We start from the raw sequence: 22,249 nt of genomic DNA, 5'->3' as shown, positions 1-22,249 counted from the left end.
TTGTTAGAACTCTCAAAATTTAAGAGGAGAATCCCTTGTCAGCATTCCAGTGGACCGATCTTGATTCAAAGGCAGTAGACACCGCGCGCGTTCTTGCCGCAGATGCCGTAGAAAAGGTTGGTAACGGTCACCCAGGCACTGCAATTAGTTTGGCTCCAGTCGCCTACCTGCTTTTTAACAAAATTATGCGTCATGATCCAAAAGACGACCGTTGGTTGGGTCGCGACCGTTTTATTCTTTCCGTTGGTCACAGCTCGTTGACCATCTACAACCAATTGTTCTTGCACGGCTATGGTTTGGAACTCGACGATCTAAAAGCACTGCGCACTTGGGGCTCGGCCACTCCTGGTCACCCAGAGTATGGTCACACCAAGGGTGTTGAAATTACCACCGGACCATTGGGTCAAGGTTTGGCTTCAGCCACCGGCTTTGCTTACGCGGCTCGTTTTGAGCGCGGTTTGTATGACCCGGAAGCAGCAGAGGGCCAATCCCCTTTTGATCACTTCGTTTATGTAATTGCTGGTGATGGCGATATGCAAGAGGGCGTTACCGCCGAGGCCGCCTCGCTAGCCGGACATCAAAAACTGGGAAACCTGGTTGTTATTTACGACTCAAACCAGATTTCTATTGAAGACGACACCAACATCGCATTCACCGAAGACCTTTCTAAGCGCTACGAATCATACGGTTGGCACACTCAGGTTGTTGACTGGAAGAAGACTGGAAACTACGTCGAGGACATCGCAGAGCTTCACGCCGCGATCGAAAAGGCAAAGGCAGTAACCGATAAGCCTTCGCTGATTACCTTGCGCACCATCATCGGTTGGCCTTCACCTAAGAAGCAGAACACCGGAAAAATTCACGGATCAGCGCTAGGTGCCGAAGAACTCGCGGGTTTGAAAACTGCATTGGGTTTTGATGCCGAAAAAACTTTTGAAGTTTCGCCAGAAGTTTTGGCCCACACTCGCGGTTATCAGGCACACGCTGATCAGGTGCGCTCAGCCTGGGAAGCATCCTTTGATGCTTGGGCTGCAGCAAACCCTGACAAAAAGAAATTGCTGGATCGAGTCGTTTCTGGTGCGGCACCGTCGGACTTGCAGGCTGCGCTGCCAACTTTTGAAAGTGGATCATCGGTTTCAACACGAGTTGCCTCTGGAAAAGTTATTAACGCAATTGCCCAGGTAATGCCCGAACTTTGGGGTGGTTCAGCGGATCTAGCCGATTCGAATATGACCACCATCACTGGCGCAAAGTCCTTCGTTCCGAAAGAGTGGTCAACTCACGAGTGGACCGGCGACAAGTTCGGACGAGTTTTGCACTTTGGTATCCGTGAACACGCAATGGGTTCGATTCTGAATGGAATCGTTCTGCACGGAAACACTCGCGCATTCGGTGGAACCTTTTTGATTTTCAGCGACTACATGCGTCCTGCCGTGCGCCTAGCAGCGCTGATGGGAATCCCTTCAATTTTTGTTTGGACACACGACTCGGTTGCGCTTGGTGAAGACGGCCCAACCCACCAGCCGATTGAGCAATTGTCGACCCTGCGTGCGATTCCAAATCTTGACATCGTTCGCCCAGCCGACGGTAACGAAACCGCCTACGCCTGGAAGACAGTTCTAGAGCGTCGACAGGGGCCATCGGGTCTCGCGCTCAGCCGTCAAAACCTTCCGGTCTTTGCACGTGGTGAAGCTGATGAAACCGGTGTTGTTTACGCTGGCGCTGAAAACACCGCCAGGGGCGCTTACACACTTCTTGAGGCGGCAAATGGTAAGCCTGAAGTCATTTTGATTGCTACTGGCTCAGAGGTTGAGATTGCAGTTGCTGCCCGACTTCAACTTGAGGCAGCTGGAGTTGCAACTCGCGTGGTATCGGCACCTTGCCTTGAATGGTTTGATGAGCAGCCTGCTGACTATCGCGAACAGGTTCTGCCTGCGTCTGTCAAGGCCAAGGTTTCAGTAGAAGCTGGCCTGGCTCTGGGTTGGAATAAGTACGTTGGCCCGTTTGGTCAAAGCGTTTCAATCGAACACTTCGGCGCTTCTGCTGATGCTAAGACCCTTTATCGCGAGTTTGGTATGACTGCTGAGGCAGTGGTTTCAGCCGCAAAATCAACCATCGCCGCACTTTAATTCAGAGCCTTAAGAAAAGAGAAATTTAAATGTCAACTAATCCACTAGCTCAACTATCCGCCAACGGCGTAAGCATTTGGCTTGACGATCTGTCTCGTTCACGAATTGTCTCAGGTAACTTGAAAGACCTGATTGCTAACCGTTCCGTCTGTGGAGTAACCACTAACCCAACAATTTTTGCTGGCGCATTGGCCAAGGGCGAAGGCTACCAAGCTCAGGTGGCAGAGCTTGCCGCGGCGGGTGCCGATGCAACATCAGCAATTTTTGCAATCACCACCAAGGATGTTGCAGATGCTTGTGACATCTTCGCTGGTGTTTACGCTTCGTCAAATGGTTTCGATGGTCGCGTTTCAATTGAGGTTGAGCCGGGACTTGCCAACGATGCCGCTGGCACCATCAAGCAGGCAAAAGAACTTTTTGCCGCGGTAAACCGCGAAAACGTAATGATCAAGATTCCGGCGACCAAGCCAGGTCTTGCGGCTATCACCGCAGTTATTGCTGAGGGCATCAGCGTAAACGTAACTTTGATTTTCTCGCTTGCTCGTTACCGCGAAGTTATTGCTGCCTACATTGAAGGTGTGAAGTTGGCAAAGGCCAATGGCCACGACATTTCAAAGATTCATTCAGTTGCGTCGTTCTTTGTTTCACGCGTTGACACAGAAATCGACAAGAGACTCGAAGCGGCCGGAAAACCTGAGCTAAAGAGCAAAGCAGCTTTGGCAAATGCACGTTTGGCATACGAGGTGTTTGAACAAGAATTTGCAACCGCTGAGTGGGCTGAATTGGCAACTGCTGGTGCGAACGTGCAACGCCCACTGATGGCTTCAACCGGAGTAAAAGACCCTAACCTTCTGGACACTCTCTACGTGACTGAGTTGGTGGCTCCCGAGCTAGTAAACACCATGCCTGAAAAAACCATGGAGGCTGTTTACGATCACGGAGTTATTCCCGCAGCATCAATTACCAACAACTATGAAAATGCTCGTGAAGTTCTTGCCGCCGTTGCGGCCGCTGGTGTTTCACTCGATGAAGCAACTCAATTGCTTGAGGAAGAAGGCGTTGAGAAGTTTATTGTTTCTTGGGGCGAACTTGTGGACACCGTTGACGCAGCCTTGAAGGCAGCCAAGTAATGCCACTGAAAGTAGTTGTAGCCGGTACCGCGGCAGCTGCCGTTTCAAACACAATTGGACAGCTGGTCGCCGACAAGGTCGCCAGCAGAATTGCGGCTAAGGACTTCACCCTCTGGGGTAAAGAAGCCGAAGCCGAGTCTTCAATTCGATTGGGTTGGGTAAGTTCAGCATTTGACTCTGCTCCCCTGGTTGACTCAATCCTTGCTTTGAAAAAGGAATTCAACGACAAGGGAGTTAACCGATTTGTGTTGTGTGGAATGGGCGGATCTTCACTGGCGCCAGAGGTAATCACTCGCACCGCAGGTGTAGATCTAGTCGTGCTGGATTCAACCGATGCCGACCAAGTTGGTGCGGCACTGGCTGGCGATCTAGCAAAGACCGCGGTAATTGTTTCCTCTAAGTCTGGTTCTACAGTTGAGACCGATTCGCAAAAAAGAATTTTTGAAAAAGCATTCACCGATGCCGGAATCGATAAGACAGATCGCATTGTGGTGGTTACCGATCCTGGTTCACCAATGGAGGCAGCGGCAAAGGCTGATGGTTACAGAGTCTTCAACGCCGATCCAACTGTTGGTGGGCGTTATTCAGCGCTTACCGCATTTGGAATTGTTCCCTCGGGATTGGCCGGGGCGGACATCGCGGAACTTCTTAAGCAAGCTCAGGAAGTCGCAGAAGTTCTTGCGAGTGACAGTGAAGAGAATCCTGGTTTAATTCTTGGAGCCGCTCTTGCTCGAACTCCGGGTGAAATGGGAAACCGAGACAAGATTGGCATTGTGGCCGATGGTACGCACATCGTTGGTTTCGGCGACTGGGCTGAACAGTTGATTGCTGAATCAACCGGAAAACTATCTAAGGGTGTTCTTCCAGTCGTGCTTGACCCAAGCAGCGCGGAATTACACTCCGGTCTTGCCGACCTTTTGGCCGTGCACGTTCAAGCTGATGCAAAACCGATAAGCGGCGACGCGGTATCGGTGTCTGGTTCGCTAGGCGCACAGTTCATGCTTTGGGAATACGCAACAGTGGTGGCGAGTCGACTGATCGGTATTAACCCTTTCGACCAGCCGGATGTTGAATCAGCAAAGATTGCTGCGCGCGGAATGCTTGAACAGCGTGACGCGGTAATTGCGCCGATGTTCACTGACAATCAAATTGAGGTTCGTGCAACAGAGTTGCAGATTTCAGGGACCAGCGTTGTTGATGCAGTTCAGGCTTTCCTGTCAAATCTTGACGATGACGAAGGCTATGTTTCAATTCACGCGTATCTTGATCGCACATCCGTGCCCGAGGCCGCCGAGTTGCGTGACCTGTTAGCAAACAAGACTCGTCGTCCGGTTACTTTTGGTTGGGCGCCGCGGTTTTTGCACTCAACCGGTCAGTACCACAAGGGTGGACCGCGCCAGGGAGTTTATTTGCAGATAATTTCGCAGGCTAAGCAGGACATTGCCGTGCCGGGTCGCGATTTTAGTTTTGGCGAATTGATAGCTTCACAGGCCGCTGGTGATGCAAAAGTATTGGGAGCGCTGGGAAGACCTGTGCTGACTCTTACATTGGCAGATGCCAAGGCCGGTATCCAAGCTATAAAGAACGCTATCTAGAAAGCAGCAATCTTCATGAGCAAAATTTCTGCGGGAAATAATCCGCTTCGCGACCCAGACGATCGCCGGCTCAATCGAATTGCGGGTCCTAGCAGTCTGGTAATTTTTGGTGTAACCGGAGACTTGTCTCGCAAAAAGCTGATGCCTGCGGTCTATGATCTTGCCAACCGTGGACTGTTGCCGGCAGGTTTTTCTCTCGTTGGTTTCGCGAGGCGTGAGTGGAAGAATCAGGATTTTGGCAAAGTCGTCAAAGAGGCCGTGAAGCAATATGCGCGAACTCCTTGGAACGAATCGGTCTGGAAGCAACTCTCTGAGAACATTCGATTCGTCTCCGGTGAATTCGATGATGATGCATCATTCGATCGTCTGAAAGCTACTATCGATGAGCTCGACGCCAAGGTAGGGACAAATGGCAATCACGCTTTTTACCTGTCAATCCCGCCAAAGGCTTTCGCTCAGGTGTGTCAGCAACTTAAGCGCTCAGGCCTGGCCGATGCCGGTCCCGATGAATTCCGACGCGTTGTAATTGAGAAGCCATTCGGTCACGACCTGGAATCATCTCGCCGCCTAAATGACGTGGTTGAATCTGTCTTCCCGCCGGACTCAGTGTTCCGAATCGACCACTATCTGGGCAAGGAAACTGTTCAGAACATCTTGGCCCTGCGCTTTGCAAATATGCTCTTTGAGCCACTTTGGAACTCCAACTACATTGACCACGTGCAGATCACCATGGCTGAGGACATTGGTGTTGGTGGTCGCGCGGGTTACTACGACGGAATTGGTGCCGCACGTGACGTAATTCAAAATCACTTGCTGCAGTTGCTGGCGCTAACAGCCATGGAAGAGCCAGTATCGTTCGACGCCGCCGACTTGCGAGCCGAAAAAGAAAAAGTCCTCTCTGCGGTTCGTGTTCCAAAAGACATCGCTAAGCACACCGCTCGCGGGCAGTACGCCGGCGGTTGGCAAGGTGGCGAACAGGTCACCGGTTTCCTTGATGAAGACGGAATGAACCCTAAGTCTGTTTCCGAGACTTACGCAGCTATGCGCCTAGACATCAACACTCGTCGTTGGGCAGGCGTTCCGTTCTACCTTCGCGCCGGAAAGCGTCTTGGTCGTCGAGTCACTGAAATTGCCGTGGTCTTTAAGCGCGCTCCGCAGCAACTATTTGCCGAAAGTCAAACCAGTGCTCTAGGCCAGAATGCGCTGGTGATTCGTGTGCAGCCTGACGAAGGCATCACCATACGTTTTGGTTCAAAAGTTCCTGGCGTGGGTATGCAGGTACGCGACGTGACAATGGACTTTGGCTACGGACACGCCTTTACCGAGGCCAGCCCAGAAGCCTACGAACGCCTAATTCTTGATGTGCTTTTGGGTGATCCTCCCCTGTTCCCAAGGCATGAAGAAGTTGAACTTTCATGGAAGATTCTTGACCCAATCGTCAGCTTCTGGGAGAAAAAGGGCAAGCCAGAACAGTATCGCCCGGGAACTTGGGGCCCTAGCTCTGCAGACGAAATGATGGCCCGCGATGGCCGTGAATGGAGAATTCCGTGATCATCGACCTTGAAAACACCACGATCAGCAAAGTCTCAAAGCGTATTGTTCAGATTCGTGAACAAGGCGGCGTAGTTGCGCTTGGTCGCGTACTTACCTTGGTAATTGAAACGGATTTCAAGGGCATTGAGCCGGCGATCAAGGCCGCTAATGATGCGTCCAGAGAACACCCTTGCCGCATCATCGTTTTGGCTGACGACAACAGCAAAAGTAAAAAGAACGCAAAGCTTGACGCTCAGATTCGCGTTGGTGGCGACGCCGGTGCCTCCGAGGTAATTGTGCTCAGGGCCTATGGTGAAGCCGCCAGTGATCCGGAGAGCTTGGTCACCGGGCTTCTGCTTCCCGATGCCCCGGTGGTTGCTTGGTGGCCGGGTGAGGCTCCTAAAAATGCAGCTGAGTCGGCTATCGGTCGTATCGCTACACGCCGCATTACCGATGCACTGAGTCAGAAGGATGCTCGCGCACACTTCAAGAATTTGGCGAGGACTTATGCTCCGGGTGACAGTGATTTTGCCTGGACTCGATTGACCGTGCTACGCACTCAGTTGGCTACCATGCTGGATCAGCCACCATACGACAAGGTTCTGGGCGCAGAGATCGTTGGTGCGCAAAATTCACCAAGTATTGATCTGCTTGCTGCTTGGCTTGAACTGAAGCTGAAGATTAAGGTGAAGATCGTACGTACTACCCCTGCGAAGTCTGTAAACGTAATCAAGAGCATCAAATTGATTCGCAAGTCGGGGACGATAGAAATCAATCGCGATGTCTTAGATAAGGCCATTTTGGTTCAGCCGTCACAGCCGACTCGCGAAATATCTTTGCCTCGAAGAAGTTTGCGTGACTGCCTAAGCGAAGACCTTCGCCGACTTGATCCAGATGATTTGTTTGGCGAAGTTATCACCAAGAGTTTTGGTGTGAAAGCAAAGAAGAAGTAATTGTCCAAGACGGTTGTCAATCGCTTCAAGGATGCTGCCTCAGTTGCAGAAAACACTGCTTCGGCACTTATCAAGAAGCTTCATGATCTCCTGGAGATAAAACCTGAGATTCACCTGATGCTCACCGGTGGCACAGTGGGCATTGCCTCACTGGCTGCGCTAAACGCAAATTCGGATCGCTCCGGGATTGATTTCGGCAGGGTGAATCTTTGGTGGGGTGATGAGCGCTATGTTGAATCGTCAAGTGCGGATCGCAACGCCCTGCAGGCTAAAAATGCTCTGCTGAAGAATTTGCAACTAGACGCTACAAAGGTGCACGAATTCCCTTCTACCGATTCCGGTTTGACGCTAGAGCAGGCCGCTACCGAGTTTGCCGAGCATGTGAATTCTGTTAAGCCGCATTTTGACATTATTTTGCTGGGCATGGGTCCAGACGGTCACATCGCAAGCTTGTTCCCTGGAAAGCCAGAGCCAACCGCTGGCGTGTGGGTGATCGCCGAATCAGATTCGCCGAAACCGCCAGCCCAAAGACTTTCGTTCACTTATGAGGCGCTCAATTCAGCAGATGAAGTTTGGTTTGTAGTGTCTGGCGCTGACAAGCAGGACGCCGTTGCTGTTGCCATGGGCGATAATCCAACTGAATTGCCGGTTGGACGAGTTCACGGAATTACTTTGACTCAGTGGTTTATTGATTCAACCGCCGGCACGAAAGTATTTGGTTGCTAGCTACTTCTTTTTAGCTGGCTTGGCGGCAACCTTGCTGGTGGTCTTAGCCGATGACTTGGTAGCTGGTTTAGCGCTTGATTTGGCCACTGGCTTTACATCACTCTTGCTGCTCTTGGCAACTGGCTTAGCCGGTGCGTTTTTAACATCCTTAACAACTGCGACTTTTTCAACAGGCTTGGCTACTGCTTTGGCAGCTGCGCTTGCCTTTTTAGTTGCGGCTTTTGCTGCTTCTTTTGCGGCAACCTTAGCTTCTTCGGCTAGGCGGATTCGGCGTTCGCGTACTGCCGCTACCGCTTCTTCCAAGAGTTCTTTGGCTTCGGCAGCGGTGCGACGCTCTTTTACGTAAGCCAAGTGGGTCTTGTATGGCTCGTGTTTGGCAATGACCGGCGGATTAGCCTTGTCTTGCCCAGCCGGTAGGCCACAACTTGGGCAATCTAGCAGTTCGGGAATTTCAGCCGCTTCAACATTTGCTGCGTATTGAGGGCTGTATTCGTGACCCGCAGAACAGTAGTAACTTACCGTGATGCGTTCAGCTTTGAAACCGCGGTCTTGCTCACCCATCGGTCCAGCGCCAACGCGCGAACCGCGAATTGCTGATCCCCCGGTGCTCATGATCTATTAGCCTCTTAAAGTTTCTTACTTAACCTACGAGGTTAAAACGGTTGAAGAGTCCCAGGGTGATGATTACTACCACCCAGACGATGCCAAGAATGATTGTGATGCGATTTAGGTTTCGCTCTGCAACCCCAGATGAAGCCATGGTGCTGCTAACACCGCCACCAAACATGTCAGAAAGACCGCCGCCGCGCCCCTTGTGTAGCAAGATCATGAGGGTCAGCAAAAGGCTGGTGATTGCTAGTAGCACGTGTAGTGCGATCTGTAGCGCTGCCATGGTAATAGGTCCTTTAAATTAGGGTTCTAGAAAATTATAGAGCGATGTGCTTTTGGAAACGAGCAATCCCGCTGAACTCCTCAGCGTCCAGGCTGGCTCCACCGACCAAAACACCATCAACTTCGCTGCTGCGAAGGAATCCTGCCACGTTGTTGGCCTTGACCGAGCCGCCGTAAAGGATTCTGGTGGCATCGGCAATTTCTGGCCCGTGTTCGGCCGAAATAGCCTCACGAATCTTGCCACAAACCGCTGCCGCCTCCTCTGGGGTGGCCACCTTTCCGGTGCCAATTGCCCAAACCGGCTCGTAGGCAATTACAAAGTCGCCGATTTTGTCATGGCCGGCCAGTGCCGCCAGGGTCTGACGAACCGGGACCGCGCTTTGACCTTCATTTTCGAGTTCTTCAAGTGTCTCTCCAACGCAGATGACTGGCACGATTCCATGGCGGAATGCGGCTGCTGTCTTGGCCTGGACAGTTTCGTCACCCTCGTTGTGGTACTGGCGACGTTCGCTGTGGCCAATAAGAACGTACTTGACCTCAAGCTTCTTTAGAAACGCACCCGATACTTCGCCGGTGTACGCCCCAGAATCAAACTTTGAAAGGTCCTGGGCGCCAAGGCCAAGTTCCAGCTTGTCGGCATCCATCAAGGTTTGCACGCTGCGAATATCGGTGAAAGGTGGGAACACCACAACTTCACAGGACTTGTAGTCGTGAGCCGCGTCTCGGAGAGTCCAAGAAAGCTTCTGCACCAGTGCGATTGCCTGCTGGTGATCTAGGTTCATCTTCCAGTTACCGGCGATTAGTGGGATGCGTGCCATCTTGTTGTCCTCTAGTTTGAATTGCTAAGAATTAGTTCAGAATTTCTAGGCCAGAATTTCAAGGCCAGGTAATGTCTTGCCTTCTAGGAATTCAAGGCTTGCGCCACCACCGGTTGAGATGTGGCCGAACTGGTTGTCTTGGAAGCCCAGAATGCGGACTGCCGCGGCTGAATCGCCGCCACCCACGACGCTAAGTCCCTCGACCTCGGTCAACGCCTTAGCTACCGCACGAGTTCCGTTTGAAAACTTTTCAATTTCGAATACGCCCATTGGGCCATTCCAGAAAACTGTCTTGGCCGAGGCAATCTCCGCCGCGAAGCGTGCGGCCGATTCAGGACCGATGTCCAAACCAAGACCGGTTGCACCAAATGGCGATGACTCAATCGAATCAGCGGCGGTTACCGAAACTTCTGCATCTGCGCCGAATTTTGATGCCACCACGATGTCAGTTGGCAATATAACCTCAACGCCCAGTTCGGCTGCGCGCTTTAAATATTCCTTGCAGGTGTCGATCTGGTCGACCTCAAGAAGCGAGGCGCCAACTTTGTGGCCAAGGGCGGCTAGGAAGGTGAATACCATTCCGCCGCCAACCAAAAGTTTATTCACGGTAGGTAACAGGTGATTAATCACGCCAAGTTTGTCGGAAACCTTTGAACCGCCGAGCACCACCGCGTATGGACGATCGGGTGTGCTGGTCAAGCGAGTAAGAACTTCAAGTTCCTTCTCAATCAACAAACCGCAAGCAGACGGCAAAGCTTGTGCCAATTCATAAACCGATGCCTGCTTACGGTGCACAACACCAAAGCCATCGCTGATGAAGAAGTCACCAAACTCGGCAAGCTTGGCGGCAAATGCCTCGCGCTCCGCCGCATCCTTGCTGGTCTCACCAGGATTGAAGCGTAGGTTCTCAAGTACCGCTACCCCGCCGTTGTCCAGGGCACGAACCGCGCCTTTGGCTTCGCTGCCGACGGTATCGGCGGCAAAGAAGACCGGCTGGCCAAGAAGTTCACCAAGGCGAATTGCAACTGGCTCGAGCGAATACTTTGAGTCAGGCGCACCCTCCGGGCGGCCAAGGTGTGAAATTACTACAACCTTGGCGCCCTGATCTACCAGGTACTTGATGGTTGGAACGGATGCAACGATGCGGCCATCATCGGTGATGCGAGTTCCATCTAGTGGAACGTTGAGGTCGCAGCGGATTACTACCCGCTTTCCGTCAAGACTCGGCAGGTCGGAGAGTTTACGCATTTTTATCTAACGGTTAGAAAGTGGATTACTTAAGCTTGCTTGCTACAAGCTCGGTTAGCTCAACTAGACGGTTTGAGTAACCCCACTCGTTGTCGTACCAAGAGCTGATCTTTACTGTGCGACCGATTACCTTGATCAAACCTGCATCAACGATTGATGAGTGCGGGTCGGTCACGATGTCGCTTGAGACGATTTCGTCCTCGGTGTACTTCAGGATGCCGACCATTGGTCCAGATTCAGAAGCTGCTTTGTAAGCTGCCTTGATTTCCTCAACGGTTACATCGGTCTTTGAAACCAAAGTTAGGTCTGTGATTGAACCGGTTGGTACTGGTACGCGAAGTGCGTAGCCATCTAGCTTTCCCTTTAGCTCTGGAAGAACTAGGCCAATTGCCTTTGCTGCACCAGTTGATGAAGGAACGATGTTGATGGCGGCTGCACGTGCACGACGAAGGTCACCGTGTGGGCCATCCTGCAGGTTCTGGTCAGCGGTGTAAGCGTGAACCGTGGTCATAAGCCCGTTTTCGATTCCGAACTTGTCGTTGAAAACCTTGGCGAACGGAGCCAAGCAGTTTGTGGTGCAAGATGCGTTCGAGATGATGTGGTGCTTTTCGTTGTCGTATAGGTGCTCGTTCACACCGATAACAAATGTCTCTGCGTCGCCGGTTGCAGGTGCTGAGATTAGAACCTTCTTTGCGCCAGCCTTAATGTGTGCGCTTGCTGCCTCTGCATCTGTGAAGCGACCGGTTGACTCGATAACGATGTCAACGCCTAGGTCACCCCAGCCTAGGTTTGCTGGATCGCGCTCTGCAAGAACCTTAATTACCTGTCCGTCAACGATGATGTTCTGACCATCAACTGACACTTCCTGAGGTAGACGACCAGTTACTGAGTCGTACTTAAGCAGGTGAGCAAGTGACTTTGGGTCACTTAGGTCGTTTACTGCAACAATCTCTAGTTCGGTGCCTTTTGCAAGTGCCGCACGAAGGTAGTTACGACCGATACGGCCAAAGCCGTTAATTCCAACACGAGTTGCCACTTAATTCTCCAACGAGGTAGGGCGCCACAAATCGACGCATTTTTTGGGGTGTTTTTAGTGCTATTTGCCACGCGTCGTTGGGTGGAAAAACCTGTATCAGACTAGCAGTAGCCCACCTGTTTTGCTTTGAGCAGCCTCAAAACGGGCCTGCACGTCGGCCCAGTTAATGATGTTCCAGAAGGCCTTGACGTAGTCACCCTTCACGTTCTGGTAATCCAGGTAGAAGGCGTGCTCCCACATATCCAGCATTAGCAATGGGATGCTGGCAGGAACCACATTGCCCTGCTGGTCGTATAGCTGCTCGATGATCAGGCGCTTTCCCAGGGTGTCCCAGGCCAAAAATGCCCAGCCAGAGCCCTGGATGCCCATCGCCGCGGCGTTGAAGTGGGCCTGGAAGGCCTCAAATGTGCCAAAGTACTCGTTGATTGCCGATGCCAGCTCTCCCTGTGGGCGGTCGCTGTTAGCCGGAGCAAGGTTATTCCAGAAAATTGAGTGGTTTACGTGTCCACCCAGGTGGAAGGCAAGGTCCTTCTGAAGCTTGTTTACCCAGGTGAAGTCATTCTTGGCACGCGCTTCTTCAAGCAAGTCCAGAGTGGCATTCGCGCCAGCTACGTATGCGGCGTGGTGCTTTGAGTGGTGCAGCTCCATGATTCGGGCCGAGATGCTTGGCTCTAGGGCGGCATAGTCGTATGAAAGCTCAGGAAGTGTGTATTTGCTCATGATTTGCTCCTTTTTGGGGTGTGTAAAGACTAACTCTGAAAAACAAGGATTTATTGCCGAATTTGCGGGTTACTCGTCCAAATCTTCGGGCAGGAAGGCGTCGGTTGCTGGAATGCCCAGCTCCTCTGCTCGTTTATCAGCCATAGCCAGTAGGCGACGGATTCGACCCGCAATTGCGTCCTTGGTCATGGCTGGTTCGGCCAGGTGCCCCAGTTCGTCGAGACTGGCCTGCTTGTGTTTGAGTCGCAATTGACCGGCATAAAGCAAGTGCTCCGGAATCTCTGGGCCCAGGATCTCAAGGGCGCGTTCAACTCGGGCCCCGGCAGCCACGGCCGCCTGCGCAGAACGGCGCAGATTGGCGTCGTCAAAGTTCGCCAGACGGTTGGCAGTCGCACGCACCTCACGACGAAGACGCATTTCCTCCCAGCGCAGCACTTGGGTGTGGGCACCCATTTGGGTCAACATGGTTGCAATGGCTTCGCCCTCGCGTACCACAACTCGATATACCCCGCGCACTTCCCTAGCCTTCGCGGTAACGCCAAGTCTGCGGGCGACACCAACCAAGGCCATCGCCGCTTCATTGCCGGGTGCGGTTATTTCTAATGCCGCTGAACGACCCGGGTCGGTCAGTGAGCCGTGCGCTAGAAATGCACCGCGCCAAACAGCCTGCGCCTCAGGGATAGAGCCCGACACTAAGTTCGCCGGCAGTCCACGCACCGGTCGACCGCGTGAGTCAAGCAAACCCGTTTGTCTGGCAAGTACATCGCCTTGCTTGATCACTCTTACTTGGTAGCGACTACTTTTTCTTATTCCACTTGCAGAAATCACGGCCAGCTCGCTGTCAATGCCAAATAGCTCTGCCAAATCTTTTCTAACCCTGCGGGCAAGCTGTGCGGTATCAAGCTCGACCTCAACAGCAACCTTTCCCGAGATTAGGTGCAGGCCGCCCGAAAAGCGCAGGATTGTCGAAAGTTCCGCGACGCGAACCGCGTTCTTACTTACATCGATGCGCGCTAACTCATCCTTGAGATCTGCCGTGAGTGCCATTTATTCCTCTATTCCTTGCCCAAGTCGCGGTGCTTGATACTGATTGCCACATCGTCCAACTTGGCTAGTTCCGCTGCGATTAACCGCGATACCGCGACTGATCGATGCTTTCCCCCTGTGCAACCAATAGCGATGGTTGCGTAGCGTTTGTTTTCATTTAGATATCCATTTAGAACCGGTTTGAGTGCCGCAAGGTAGTTACTTACAAACTCCTGTGCCCCGGTTTGGCTCAATACAAAATCACTAACCGGCTGATCTTCCCCGGTGAAAGGTCTGAGCGATTCTTGCCAAAAAGGATTCGGCAGAAAACGCATGTCGGCCACCATGTCGGCATCACTAGGCAGCCCGTGCTTAAAGCCAAAAGACATTACCGTAATTTGAAGTTTTCGAGTCTGGTCAAGAGAAAAACCATCGGCAATTTTGTTTGATAACTGGTGAACGTTTAGATCGCTTGTATCGATAATGACATCAGCAGATTCGCGCAAATTCAAAAGCCTGGATCTCTCGGCAGCAATTCCATCCAATATCGTTCCATTGCCCTGAAGTGGATGCGGTCTGCGAACTGATTCAAATCGCTTTACGAGTGCGTTATCAGTGGCTTCGAGAAAAAGAACCCTGAGGTTGATGTTTCTTGATCTAAGTGAGTTCAGGTGATCATTCAGCTCTCCGAAAAACTCACCACCTCGCACGTCGATAACGACGGCCAGTCGCGGCAGAGGAGTCTTTGCCAAACTAAAAAGGTCCGCGATCGGTTCAAGCATTTGTGGCGGCAGATTGTCCACCACATACCAGCCCAAATCCTCAAGTGCATTGCCCACGGTTGACCTTCCGGCACCAGACATACCCGTGACAATAAGCAACTCGTGCTTCCTGTCTAGGTTTTGTTCTGTGCTCATAGGGTCCCCAACCGTATCGGCGTGTTGCCCGCTGTGACGCGGATTACCAGAAGTCTAGCCCCTCGCGACACGCCGAAGAGACGGTTTTAGGAATCCAGTGCCTGAACAATCTGTTCGGCTAGAACTGGGCCGATTCCGGCAACCTCGGAAATTTCTGCCGCAGATGCGAGTTTGAGTCTTTTGGCTGAACCAAAGTGTTTGAGCAGCGCAGATACGCGCTTCTCGCCTAGTCCAGAAATTTCGCTTAGCGCGCTAGCAATGCTTGAGGATCGCTTTTGACGCTGATAGGTAATAGCAAATCGGTGCGCCTCATCGCGAATTCTCTGCAGCAGAAAAAGTTCATCGGTAGCTCTTGGAAAAATTACCGGAAAATCGCTGCCTGGTCGCCATACCTCTTCTAATCGCTTGGCTAATCCAATTACCGTCAGATCGGCAACGCCGCTCTCATTCACCGCGCGTTGAGCGGCATTTACCTGTGGCAGACCACCGTCTACGATCAGCAACGAAGGTCGATATGCAAACCGATTGCTGGTTGCCGAATCGTTTTCGTTCTCCATGGGTTCGCGCAAATACTTTAATCTGCGGCTGAGCACCTGGTAAATGGAATCAGTATCATCTTGCGTTTGATCAATTGAGAATCGACGATAGTGGTCTTTCTTTGGCAAGCCATCTTCGAAGACCACCATGGAAGCAACTACATTTGTGCCGCTCAGGTGTGAAACGTCAAAGCATTCAATTCGAAGTGGTGCCGAATCAAGACCAAGCACGCGCTGAATACCAGCAAGTGCATCCGCCCTGGCGGTGAAGTCCGCACTTCGTCTTGTCTTGTAGAGCATCAGAGCATGCTTGGCATTTGTCAGTGCAGTCCCAGCCAGCGCGGCTTTGTCACCGCGCTGGGCGATGTGCAGATCAACCTTGCTGCCTCTGATCTCGGAGAGCCACTTTGCTACTTCGGTTTTGTCAGCCGGATCTACCGGAACTATTACTTCACGCGGTACCTCTTGCGGCTCTGCTCCGTCAATTGGTGCGTAAACGTTTTGCAAAACATACTCAACAAGTTCAGCTGGGTCGCGTTCTAATTCTTTGTCAATTACCCAACCCCGAACACCACGAATTCTGCCGCCGCGTACCACGAACATAGAAACAGCGGCCGCCAGTTCATCGTCGGCAATACCAAATAGGTCGGCATCGGTTTGATCGCTGAAGACTACGGCACTTTTCTCTAGTACGGTCTCGAGTGCTTCAACGTCATCGCGATATTGAGCGGCAAGCTCATATTGCTGGTCTTGTGATGCCTCTTGCATTTTTGCGCGCAATAATTCAACGTGTTTTAAATCTCCGCCGGCCATGAAGTCAATAAATTGCTTGGCTATTTGCTTATGCTCGGCTGGCGTGACTCGCTGAACGCACGGAGCGGCACACTTACCGATGTCACCGAGCAAACAAGCACGCTTACTTGATTGCGCACGTTGATAAACACCCTTGGTACAGGAGCGAACCGGATAAACCTTTAGCAGGGTGTCAAGGGTTTCTCGGACCGCCCAGGCTTGAGTGTAGGGCCCAAAATACTTGACTCCCTTAAGCTCACGATTTCGGGTTATGAATGCCCTTGGAACCGCTTCGGCAATCGAAACGGCTAGGTAGGGGTACGACTTGTCGTCTTTGAAGCGCACATTAAACGGCGGATCAAATTCTTTAATCCAGGTGAACTCAAGCTGCAGCGCCTCGTATTCGGTGTTGACAATCGTCCACTGCACGTCAGCAGCCGAGGTGACCATTCGTCTGGTTCGCTCGTGCAAAGAATCTAGTGGTCCAAAATAGTTGCTTAGCCTTGCGCGCAGGTTCTTTGCTTTACCAACGTACAGAACGCGTCCGTTGGCATCGAGCCAGCGATAGACCCCGGGTTGGGTTGGAATCTCCCCCGTTTTTGGGCGAAAAGGGAGTTCGTTGGCCATTAGCCCAGAATTTCCTTTAGGAACCCGCCGGTGAAGCTCTTTGAGTTCTTAGCCACCTGCTCAGGAGTTCCAATCGCGACAACCTCGCCTCCACGTGAACCACCCTCAGGGCCCATGTCTACGATCCAGTCGGCACACTTGATTACATCAAGGTTGTGTTCAATCACCAGAACAGTATTACCTTTTTCAACAAGGCTGTTTAGGACAAGCAGAAGTTTGCGAACATCTTCAAAATGCAGGCCGGTGGTTGGTTCGTCAAGAACGTAAATGGTTCGGCCATTCGAGCGGCGCTGAAGCTCCGTTGCTAACTTCACACGCTGAGCCTCACCACCAGACAAGGTTGTTGCGCTTTGACCAAGCCGAACATAACCAAGGCCTACTTCTACCAAGGTCTCAAGGTAGCGTGCAATTGAAGTGATTGCTGTAAAAAATTCCGCGGCTTCAGCAATCGGCATTTCAAGTACTTCGGCAATGTTTTTGCCCTTGTATTTGACCTGCAGAGTCTCGCGGTTGTAGCGCTCTCCATGGCAAACTTCGCAAGCCACGTAAACGTCTGGCAGAAAGTTCATTTCAATCTTTAGAGTTCCATCGCCCGAGCAAGCCTCGCAGCGACCCCCTTTTACATTGAACGAGAATCTCCCCTGTTGGTATCCCCGGGCCTTGGATTCTTGTGTCTCGGCAAACAGCTTTCGGATGTGATCAAAAACACCCGTGTAGGTTGCTGGGTTGGAGCGTGGTGTGCGGCCAATTGGATTTTGATCCACGTGCACGACTTTGTCTAGTAAATCCAAGCCTTCAATGCGGGTGTGCTTACCGGCCACACCTTTGGCGCCATTCAACTTATTGGCCAACACTTCGTAGAGCACATCGTTGACTAGTGAAGACTTGCCAGAACCGCTGACTCCGGTGACAGCAGTGAATGTTCCCAGAGGAAATTCAACGTCAACGGTTTTTAGGTTGTTCTCTCTAGCACCGACAACCTTTATCTTCCTAGTTGGGTCTATCTTGCGACGCTTGGTTGGGGTCGCAATTTTCTCTCTTCCAGACATGAAAGCCCCGGTGATTGACTTCTGATTCTTCAGAAGCTCTTTGTAAGTTCCGCTATGAACCACTTCACCACCGTGTACGCCAGCACCCGGTCCGATGTCAACTACCCAGTCCGACGCCTTGATCGTGTCTTCATCGTGTTCAACAACTATCAGAGTGTTTCCCAAGTCGCGAAGCTTAATCAGGGTTTCAATCAGCTTTCGATTGTCGCGTTGGTGCAGGCCAATGCTTGGTTCATCCAGCACGTAAAGTACCCCGGTAAGTCCGCTACCAATTTGAGTGGCAAGTCGAATTCGTTGCGCCTCACCACCAGAAAGGCTGCCAGCAGATCTTTCAAGGCTTAGATAATCAAGCCCAACCGCCATTAGAAACTCAAGACGACCCCTGATTTCGCGCAACACCTGTGCAGCGATCTTGACATCTCGTTTGTCTAGGGTGATGTCTTTGAAGAATTTAACGGTTTCGCCGAGGCTCATGGCCGCCACTTCTGCAATAGATTTATCAGCGACTTTAACAGCGAGTACCTCGGGTTTAAGTCGCTGGCCGTTGCAAGCCGGGCAAGGAATCTCGCGCAGAAAGTCAGACCATTTGGCTCTTGCGTAATCATTTTCTGACTCTAGGTACTTACGCTCGATGTAGTTCAGCACACCTTCGAAACCAGTGGTGTATTTCATTTCGCGCCCGTAGCGGTTTTTCCATTTCACCTGAATGTCAAAATTATTTCCGTAAAGGACAGCCTCTTGAACCTCTGGTGAGAGCTTGTTCCACGGTTTATCCAGTGAAAACTTTAGATCGGTGGCAAGCCCCTCAAGCATGCGAGAAAAATAGTGGAACAATCCCTTGCCTTGGGTTGACCAGGGCAAAATTACACCACCGTTGATGCTTTCGTCAGGATCACCGATAACCAAATCAGCGTCAACTGCTTGCTTAACCCCCAAGCCGGAGCAGGTTGGGCAGGCGCCAAAAGGGGCATTGAAAGAAAATGTGCGAGGTTCAATTTCGGTAAGGCTCAATGGGTGCTCATTTGGGCATGACATTTTTTCGCTGAACACACGTGTCTTACCCGGCCCCTCCTTAGCATCCACGAGGTCAATCACAATACGGCCGCCAGCCAGCTTCAGCGCTGTTTCAACTGAGTCGGTTAGTCGCCCAATGATGTCTGGCTTGCTGACCAGTCGATCTACCACGACGGAAATGTCGTGCTTGAAGGTTTTCTTCAATGGTTTTGCCTCGGCCAGCTGAATCAATTCACCATCGACTACCGCTCGAGCGAAACCCTGGGAGTTCAGATCACGGAATAATTCTTCAAAGGCGCCCTTTTTTTGGTCGACCACCTGGGCAAGAATCAAGAATTTGGTTCCCTCTGGGAACTCAAGAATTTGATCAACTATCTGCTGCGGAGTTTGTTTGACAATTTTTTCACCACATTCGGCACAGTAAGGAACTCCAATTCGAGCCCAAAGCAGACGCAGGTAGTCGTGTATTTCCGTAATCGTTCCCACGGTAGAACGAGGATTGCGATTGGTCGATTTCTGATCAATTGAAACCGCTGGGCTGAGACCCTCAATGAAATCAACATCCGGTCGATCAACCTGACCTAAAAATTGACGAGCGTAGGCCGAAAGCGACTCAACGTATCGGCGTTGACCCTCAGCAAAAATTGTGTCAAAAGCAAGAGATGATTTACCTGAACCACTGAGTCCGGTGAAGACAACCATTGAGTTTCTAGGGATCTCAAGGTTGAGATTTTTTAGATTGTGGACGCGAGCACCCTTAACAATTAGCTTGTCATCGGTGTGGTTTAGAGGTTTAGGCACCCTAAAAGTCTAAGCGTGGCCGGCCTTCTCCATTTGCCGCAGTTCGTGCTTTAGTTCTGAGATTTCGTCACGCAGACGCCCAGCCAGCTCGAATTTCAGCTCTTCTGCGGCAGCCTTCATTTGCTGGTCCAGGTCAACGATGATGGCAAGTATCTCGTTGTAAGCCATGCCAGCAATCCCTTTTCGGGCTCGCATTGGAATCACGGACTTTCCATCGCGAAGTTTTTTGTTCTTCGCCGCCTTCTCAAGCAGTTCGGCAGTATCTTCCTCTTCACGAAGGATTTGATCGGTGATGTCGGCAATCTTTTTGCGCAACGGTTGCGGATCTACTCCGCGCTCCTTGTTGTAGGCAATCTGCTTGTCTCGGCGTCTGGTCGTTTCATCGATCGCTCGCTTCATAGAGTCAGTGAGATTATCGGCGTACATGTGGACCTGGCCGTTGATGTTTCGAGCTGCGCGACCAATGGTCTGAATCAATGAGGTGGTGGATCTCAAAAAGCCTTCTTTGTCGGCATCCAAAATGGAAACCAAAGAGACCTCTGGTAGATCTAGCCCCTCACGAAGCAGATTGATACCAACCAGCACGTCATAGACCCCGCTTCGCAATTCGCGAAGTAGCTCAACCCGTCTTAGAGTGTCAACGTCAGAATGCAGGTAACGCACTCGCACGCCTGCTTCAGTGAGGAATTCGGTTAGTTCTTCAGCCATTTTCTTGGTCAGTGTGGTGACCAGGACGCGTTCATCCTTCGCGGCCCTAACTCTAATTTCTTCTAATAGGTCGTCAATTTGACCAGCGCTTGGCTTGATTACAATCTCAGGATCAACCAGACCGGTAGGCCTAATAATTTGCTCAACTATTCCAGCGCCAAGACCCATTTCATACTTGCCGGGTGTTGCCGAGAGATAAACAGTTTGCCCTACTCGTTCTTTGAACTCAGCCCACTTTAGGGGGCGGTTATCAAGGGCAGAAGGAAGACGAAAACCGTGCTCTACCAAAGTGCGCTTACGGCTTGAGTCTCCTTCGTACATGGCGCCGATTTGTGGGACGGTTACGTGTGACTCATCAATAACGGTAAGAAAGTCATCGGGAAAATAATCGAGTAAGCAACTTGGAGCAGAACCTGGCTCTCGACCATCAATGTGACGTGAATAATTTTCGATTCCAGAGCAGAAACCAATCTCTTTGATCATTTCCAGGTCGAATGTGGTGCGCATCTTTAGTCGTTGAGCCTCTAAAAGTTTTCCTTGCTGCTCCAGTTCCTTGACGCGCCAGACTAGCTCCTCTTCAATGCCTTCAATGGCTTTGCCCATTCGTTCTGGGCCAGCCATATAAAGCGAGGCTGGAAAAATCGAAACAGCATTGATTGTTTGAGCAATTTCACCGGTTAGTGGAAAAAGGGTGTGTAGTGCCTCTATTTCGTCACCAAAGAATTCAATTCGAATCGCCATTTCCTCATTTACTGGAATGATTTCGATGGTGTCGCCCTTGACCCGGAAATTTCCACGGATAAATTCGTAATCATTTCGGCTGTATTGCATTGCTACCAATTGTCGAATCAAGTCATCGCGATCCAGGTGCTGGCCCACCTGTAGCGCTACTCGACTATTCAGGTATTCCTCTGGGGCGCCAAGACCATAGATGCACGAGACGGTGCTGACTACTACCACGTCACGTCGGCTAAGAAGGCTAGTGGTGGCAGAGTATCTCAGCCGCTCAACCTCTTCGTTGATAGATGAATCCTTCTCGATGAAGGTATCGGTTTGTGCTACGTAAGCCTCTGGTTGGTAATAGTCGTAGTAACTCACGAAGTATTCAACTGCGTTATTCGGCAAAAGCTCTCTGAATTCGTTAACTAACTGAGCGGCCAAGGTCTTATTGTGCGCCAACACCAGGGTTGGCCGCTGCACCGCCTCGATGAGCCATGCTGTAGTTGCTGATTTTCCGGTACCGGTAGCACCCAATAAAACCACATCAGTCTCACCCGCATTTATTCTTTGTGCAAGATCTGCGATTGCGGTTGGTTGATCACCCGAGGGTTGAAATTCAGAGACAACCTTAAAAGGCGCAAAGGATCTAGTTGCTTCCACGCTGCGCTGCCTCATGTTCAATCTGTTGCCAGAGTCTGCGGGCATCCTTCAACAACAGGTGAAGGTCTTGGTTGGAGTTCAATATTACGTCCGCTGCATTTGCGCGCTGTGCCGGCGAGGCCTGGGCTGCTACCCGCCTTTCGGCCTCCTCACGATTCATTTTGCGGATTGAAACCAACCTCTCAATCTGCTTTTCTGAAGGAGCTTCAACGGTAACCACCTTGTCGAAGTCAAGGTCGACCGCTGCTTCGACCAATAGCGGGACGTTGTAAATCACGATTGAGTCGTTTGGTAGCTCGGCAATTTTCTTGGCAGCAAGTTCTCTAACTAGCGGGTGCACTATTGCTTCCAATTGCTTGCGCTTATCGGTGTTTGCAAAGACAAGCTGACCCAAAGCACTGCGATCTAATGCTCCGTTGGAAATTACCGAGTCACCGAACGCTGCTTTAACGGCGGCAAGACCGGGCGTTCCCGGCTCCACAACCTCGCGAGCTAACTGATCCGCGTCAATCTCGATGCCACCCAACTCAACCCAGGCAGACGCAACCGTTGACTTGCCTGAGGCAATTCCACCAGTAAGCCCAACTAGATACATACCTTTAGCCTAAACAAAAAAGGAG

General features: G+C 51.5%; 17 protein-coding genes and 1 pseudogene. 6 read left to right on the top strand and 12 right to left on the bottom strand.

Translation table 11 applies throughout. The annotated features are described in order from the left end of the window. Positions 1–35: 35 nt before the first annotated feature. From tkt to pgl, 6 genes are read left to right on the top strand one after another with little or no spacing between them, the layout of a single operon-like run. Complete coding sequence (tkt, locus tag RHOLA_RS03910) at positions 36–2,129, top strand: transketolase (protein ID WP_038502484.1); 2,094 nt, start codon at positions 36–38, stop codon at positions 2,127–2,129. 29 nt (positions 2,130–2,158) lie between these two features. Beyond that, positions 2,159–3,259 carry a transaldolase gene (tal, locus tag RHOLA_RS03905; RefSeq protein ID WP_038502483.1) on the top strand — a complete coding sequence of 367 codons (1,101 nt, stop codon included), beginning with the start codon at positions 2,159–2,161 and terminating at the stop codon, positions 3,257–3,259. Further along, positions 3,259–4,854, top strand: coding sequence for a hypothetical protein (locus RHOLA_RS03900; protein WP_038502482.1), 1,596 nt, complete (start codon positions 3,259–3,261; stop codon positions 4,852–4,854). Before tal ends, RHOLA_RS03900 begins: the two co-directional genes overlap by 1 nt. Positions 4,855–4,869: 15 nt before the next feature. Further along, positions 4,870–6,405 carry a glucose-6-phosphate dehydrogenase gene (gene zwf / locus RHOLA_RS03895; RefSeq protein ID WP_038502480.1) on the top strand — a complete coding sequence of 512 codons (1,536 nt, stop codon included), beginning with the start codon at positions 4,870–4,872 and terminating at the stop codon, positions 6,403–6,405. After that, positions 6,402–7,340 carry a glucose-6-phosphate dehydrogenase assembly protein OpcA gene (locus RHOLA_RS03890; RefSeq protein WP_038502479.1) on the top strand — a complete coding sequence of 313 codons (939 nt, stop codon included), beginning with the start codon at positions 6,402–6,404 and terminating at the stop codon, positions 7,338–7,340. The genes zwf and RHOLA_RS03890 overlap by 4 nt, the downstream gene beginning before the upstream one ends. Beyond that, the gene (gene pgl, locus RHOLA_RS03885) at positions 7,341–8,066 is read left to right on the top strand and encodes a 6-phosphogluconolactonase (RefSeq protein ID WP_038502477.1); all 726 of its coding nucleotides are present in this window, start codon (positions 7,341–7,343) and stop codon (positions 8,064–8,066) included. It abuts the gene before it with no gap. 267 nt (positions 8,067–8,333) lie between these two features. On the opposite strand, the pseudogene RHOLA_RS07440 reads toward pgl, so the two are convergent. The 12 genes and pseudogenes from RHOLA_RS07440 to coaE all read right to left on the bottom strand — a co-directional run. After that, a pseudogene (locus tag RHOLA_RS07440) lies at positions 8,334–8,678 on the bottom strand (RNA polymerase-binding protein RbpA); the annotation flags it as partial. Positions 8,679–8,706: 28 nt separating this feature from the next. Continuing rightward, a complete protein-coding gene (secG, locus tag RHOLA_RS03875; RefSeq protein WP_038502476.1) occupies positions 8,707–8,958 on the bottom strand; it encodes a preprotein translocase subunit SecG in 252 nt (83 codons plus the stop codon). Positions 8,959–8,992: 34 nt separating this feature from the next. Next, positions 8,993–9,775 (bottom strand): triose-phosphate isomerase, encoded by a 783-nt coding sequence (gene tpiA, locus RHOLA_RS03870; RefSeq protein ID WP_038502474.1) that lies wholly within the window; start codon positions 9,773–9,775, stop codon positions 8,993–8,995. A 45-nt stretch (positions 9,776–9,820) separates the two neighbouring features. Continuing rightward, positions 9,821–11,023, bottom strand: coding sequence for a phosphoglycerate kinase (locus RHOLA_RS03865; RefSeq protein ID WP_420834831.1), 1,203 nt, complete (start codon positions 11,021–11,023; stop codon positions 9,821–9,823). 25 nt (positions 11,024–11,048) lie between these two features. Beyond that, positions 11,049–12,059 carry a type I glyceraldehyde-3-phosphate dehydrogenase gene (gene gap, locus RHOLA_RS03860; RefSeq protein WP_038502472.1) on the bottom strand — a complete coding sequence of 337 codons (1,011 nt, stop codon included), beginning with the start codon at positions 12,057–12,059 and terminating at the stop codon, positions 11,049–11,051. Positions 12,060–12,155: 96 nt separating this feature from the next. Continuing rightward, the gene (locus tag RHOLA_RS03855; protein ID WP_038502470.1) at positions 12,156–12,779 is read right to left on the bottom strand and encodes a superoxide dismutase; all 624 of its coding nucleotides are present in this window, start codon (positions 12,777–12,779) and stop codon (positions 12,156–12,158) included. Between the two features lie 69 nt (positions 12,780–12,848). Then, positions 12,849–13,826, bottom strand: a complete 978-nt coding sequence (gene whiA / locus RHOLA_RS03850) for a DNA-binding protein WhiA (RefSeq protein WP_038502468.1) — start codon at positions 13,824–13,826, stop codon at positions 12,849–12,851. Between the two features lie 8 nt (positions 13,827–13,834). After that, complete coding sequence (gene rapZ / locus RHOLA_RS03845) at positions 13,835–14,722, bottom strand: RNase adapter RapZ (RefSeq protein WP_038502467.1); 888 nt, start codon at positions 14,720–14,722, stop codon at positions 13,835–13,837. An 86-nt stretch (positions 14,723–14,808) separates the two neighbouring features. Next, positions 14,809–16,677, bottom strand: a complete 1,869-nt coding sequence (gene uvrC, locus RHOLA_RS03840; protein WP_038502465.1) for an excinuclease ABC subunit UvrC — start codon at positions 16,675–16,677, stop codon at positions 14,809–14,811. Continuing rightward, positions 16,677–19,541, bottom strand: coding sequence for an excinuclease ABC subunit UvrA (uvrA, locus tag RHOLA_RS03835; protein ID WP_038502463.1), 2,865 nt, complete (start codon positions 19,539–19,541; stop codon positions 16,677–16,679). Before uvrA ends, uvrC begins: the two co-directional genes overlap by 1 nt. Positions 19,542–19,550: 9 nt before the next feature. Beyond that, positions 19,551–21,629 carry an excinuclease ABC subunit UvrB gene (gene uvrB, locus RHOLA_RS03830; RefSeq protein WP_038503925.1) on the bottom strand — a complete coding sequence of 693 codons (2,079 nt, stop codon included), beginning with the start codon at positions 21,627–21,629 and terminating at the stop codon, positions 19,551–19,553. After that, entirely contained in the window at positions 21,616–22,224 is a 609-nt protein-coding gene (coaE, locus tag RHOLA_RS03825; RefSeq protein WP_038502462.1) for a dephospho-CoA kinase, read from the bottom strand. Before coaE ends, uvrB begins: the two co-directional genes overlap by 14 nt. Between the last annotated feature and the right edge of the window lie 25 nt (positions 22,225–22,249).

Origin of the sequence: Rhodoluna lacicola, assembly GCF_000699505.1 — a bacterium.
GTDB lineage: Bacteria > Actinomycetota > Actinomycetes > Actinomycetales > Microbacteriaceae > Rhodoluna > Rhodoluna lacicola.
Note: the sequence above shows the minus strand (reverse complement) of the source record. Positions and strands in the feature narration are given on the sequence as shown.

What these genes read in the sequence shown, in the direction of transcription:
- tal (WP_038502483.1), top strand. Translation starts at nt 2,159, where the DNA reads ATGTCAACTAATCCACTAGCTCAACTATCCGCCAACGGCGTAAGCATT.
- RHOLA_RS03900 (WP_038502482.1), top strand. Translation starts at nt 3,259, where the DNA reads ATGCCACTGAAAGTAGTTGTAGCCGGTACCGCGGCAGCTGCCGTTTCA.
- zwf (WP_038502480.1), top strand. Translation starts at nt 4,870, where the DNA reads ATGAGCAAAATTTCTGCGGGAAATAATCCGCTTCGCGACCCAGACGAT.
- secG (WP_038502476.1), bottom strand. Translation starts at nt 8,958, where the DNA reads ATGGCAGCGCTACAGATCGCACTACACGTGCTACTAGCAATCACCAGC.
- tpiA (WP_038502474.1), bottom strand. Translation starts at nt 9,775, where the DNA reads ATGGCACGCATCCCACTAATCGCCGGTAACTGGAAGATGAACCTAGAT.
- RHOLA_RS03865 (WP_420834831.1), bottom strand. Translation starts at nt 11,023, where the DNA reads ATGCGTAAACTCTCCGACCTGCCGAGTCTTGACGGAAAGCGGGTAGTA.
- RHOLA_RS03855 (WP_038502470.1), bottom strand. Translation starts at nt 12,779, where the DNA reads ATGAGCAAATACACACTTCCTGAGCTTTCATACGACTATGCCGCCCTA.
- whiA (WP_038502468.1), bottom strand. Translation starts at nt 13,826, where the DNA reads ATGGCACTCACGGCAGATCTCAAGGATGAGTTAGCGCGCATCGATGTA.
- rapZ (WP_038502467.1), bottom strand. Translation starts at nt 14,722, where the DNA reads ATGAGCACAGAACAAAACCTAGACAGGAAGCACGAGTTGCTTATTGTC.
- uvrC (WP_038502465.1), bottom strand. Translation starts at nt 16,677, where the DNA reads ATGGCCAACGAACTCCCTTTTCGCCCAAAAACGGGGGAGATTCCAACC.
- coaE (WP_038502462.1), bottom strand. Translation starts at nt 22,224, where the DNA reads ATGTATCTAGTTGGGCTTACTGGTGGAATTGCCTCAGGCAAGTCAACG.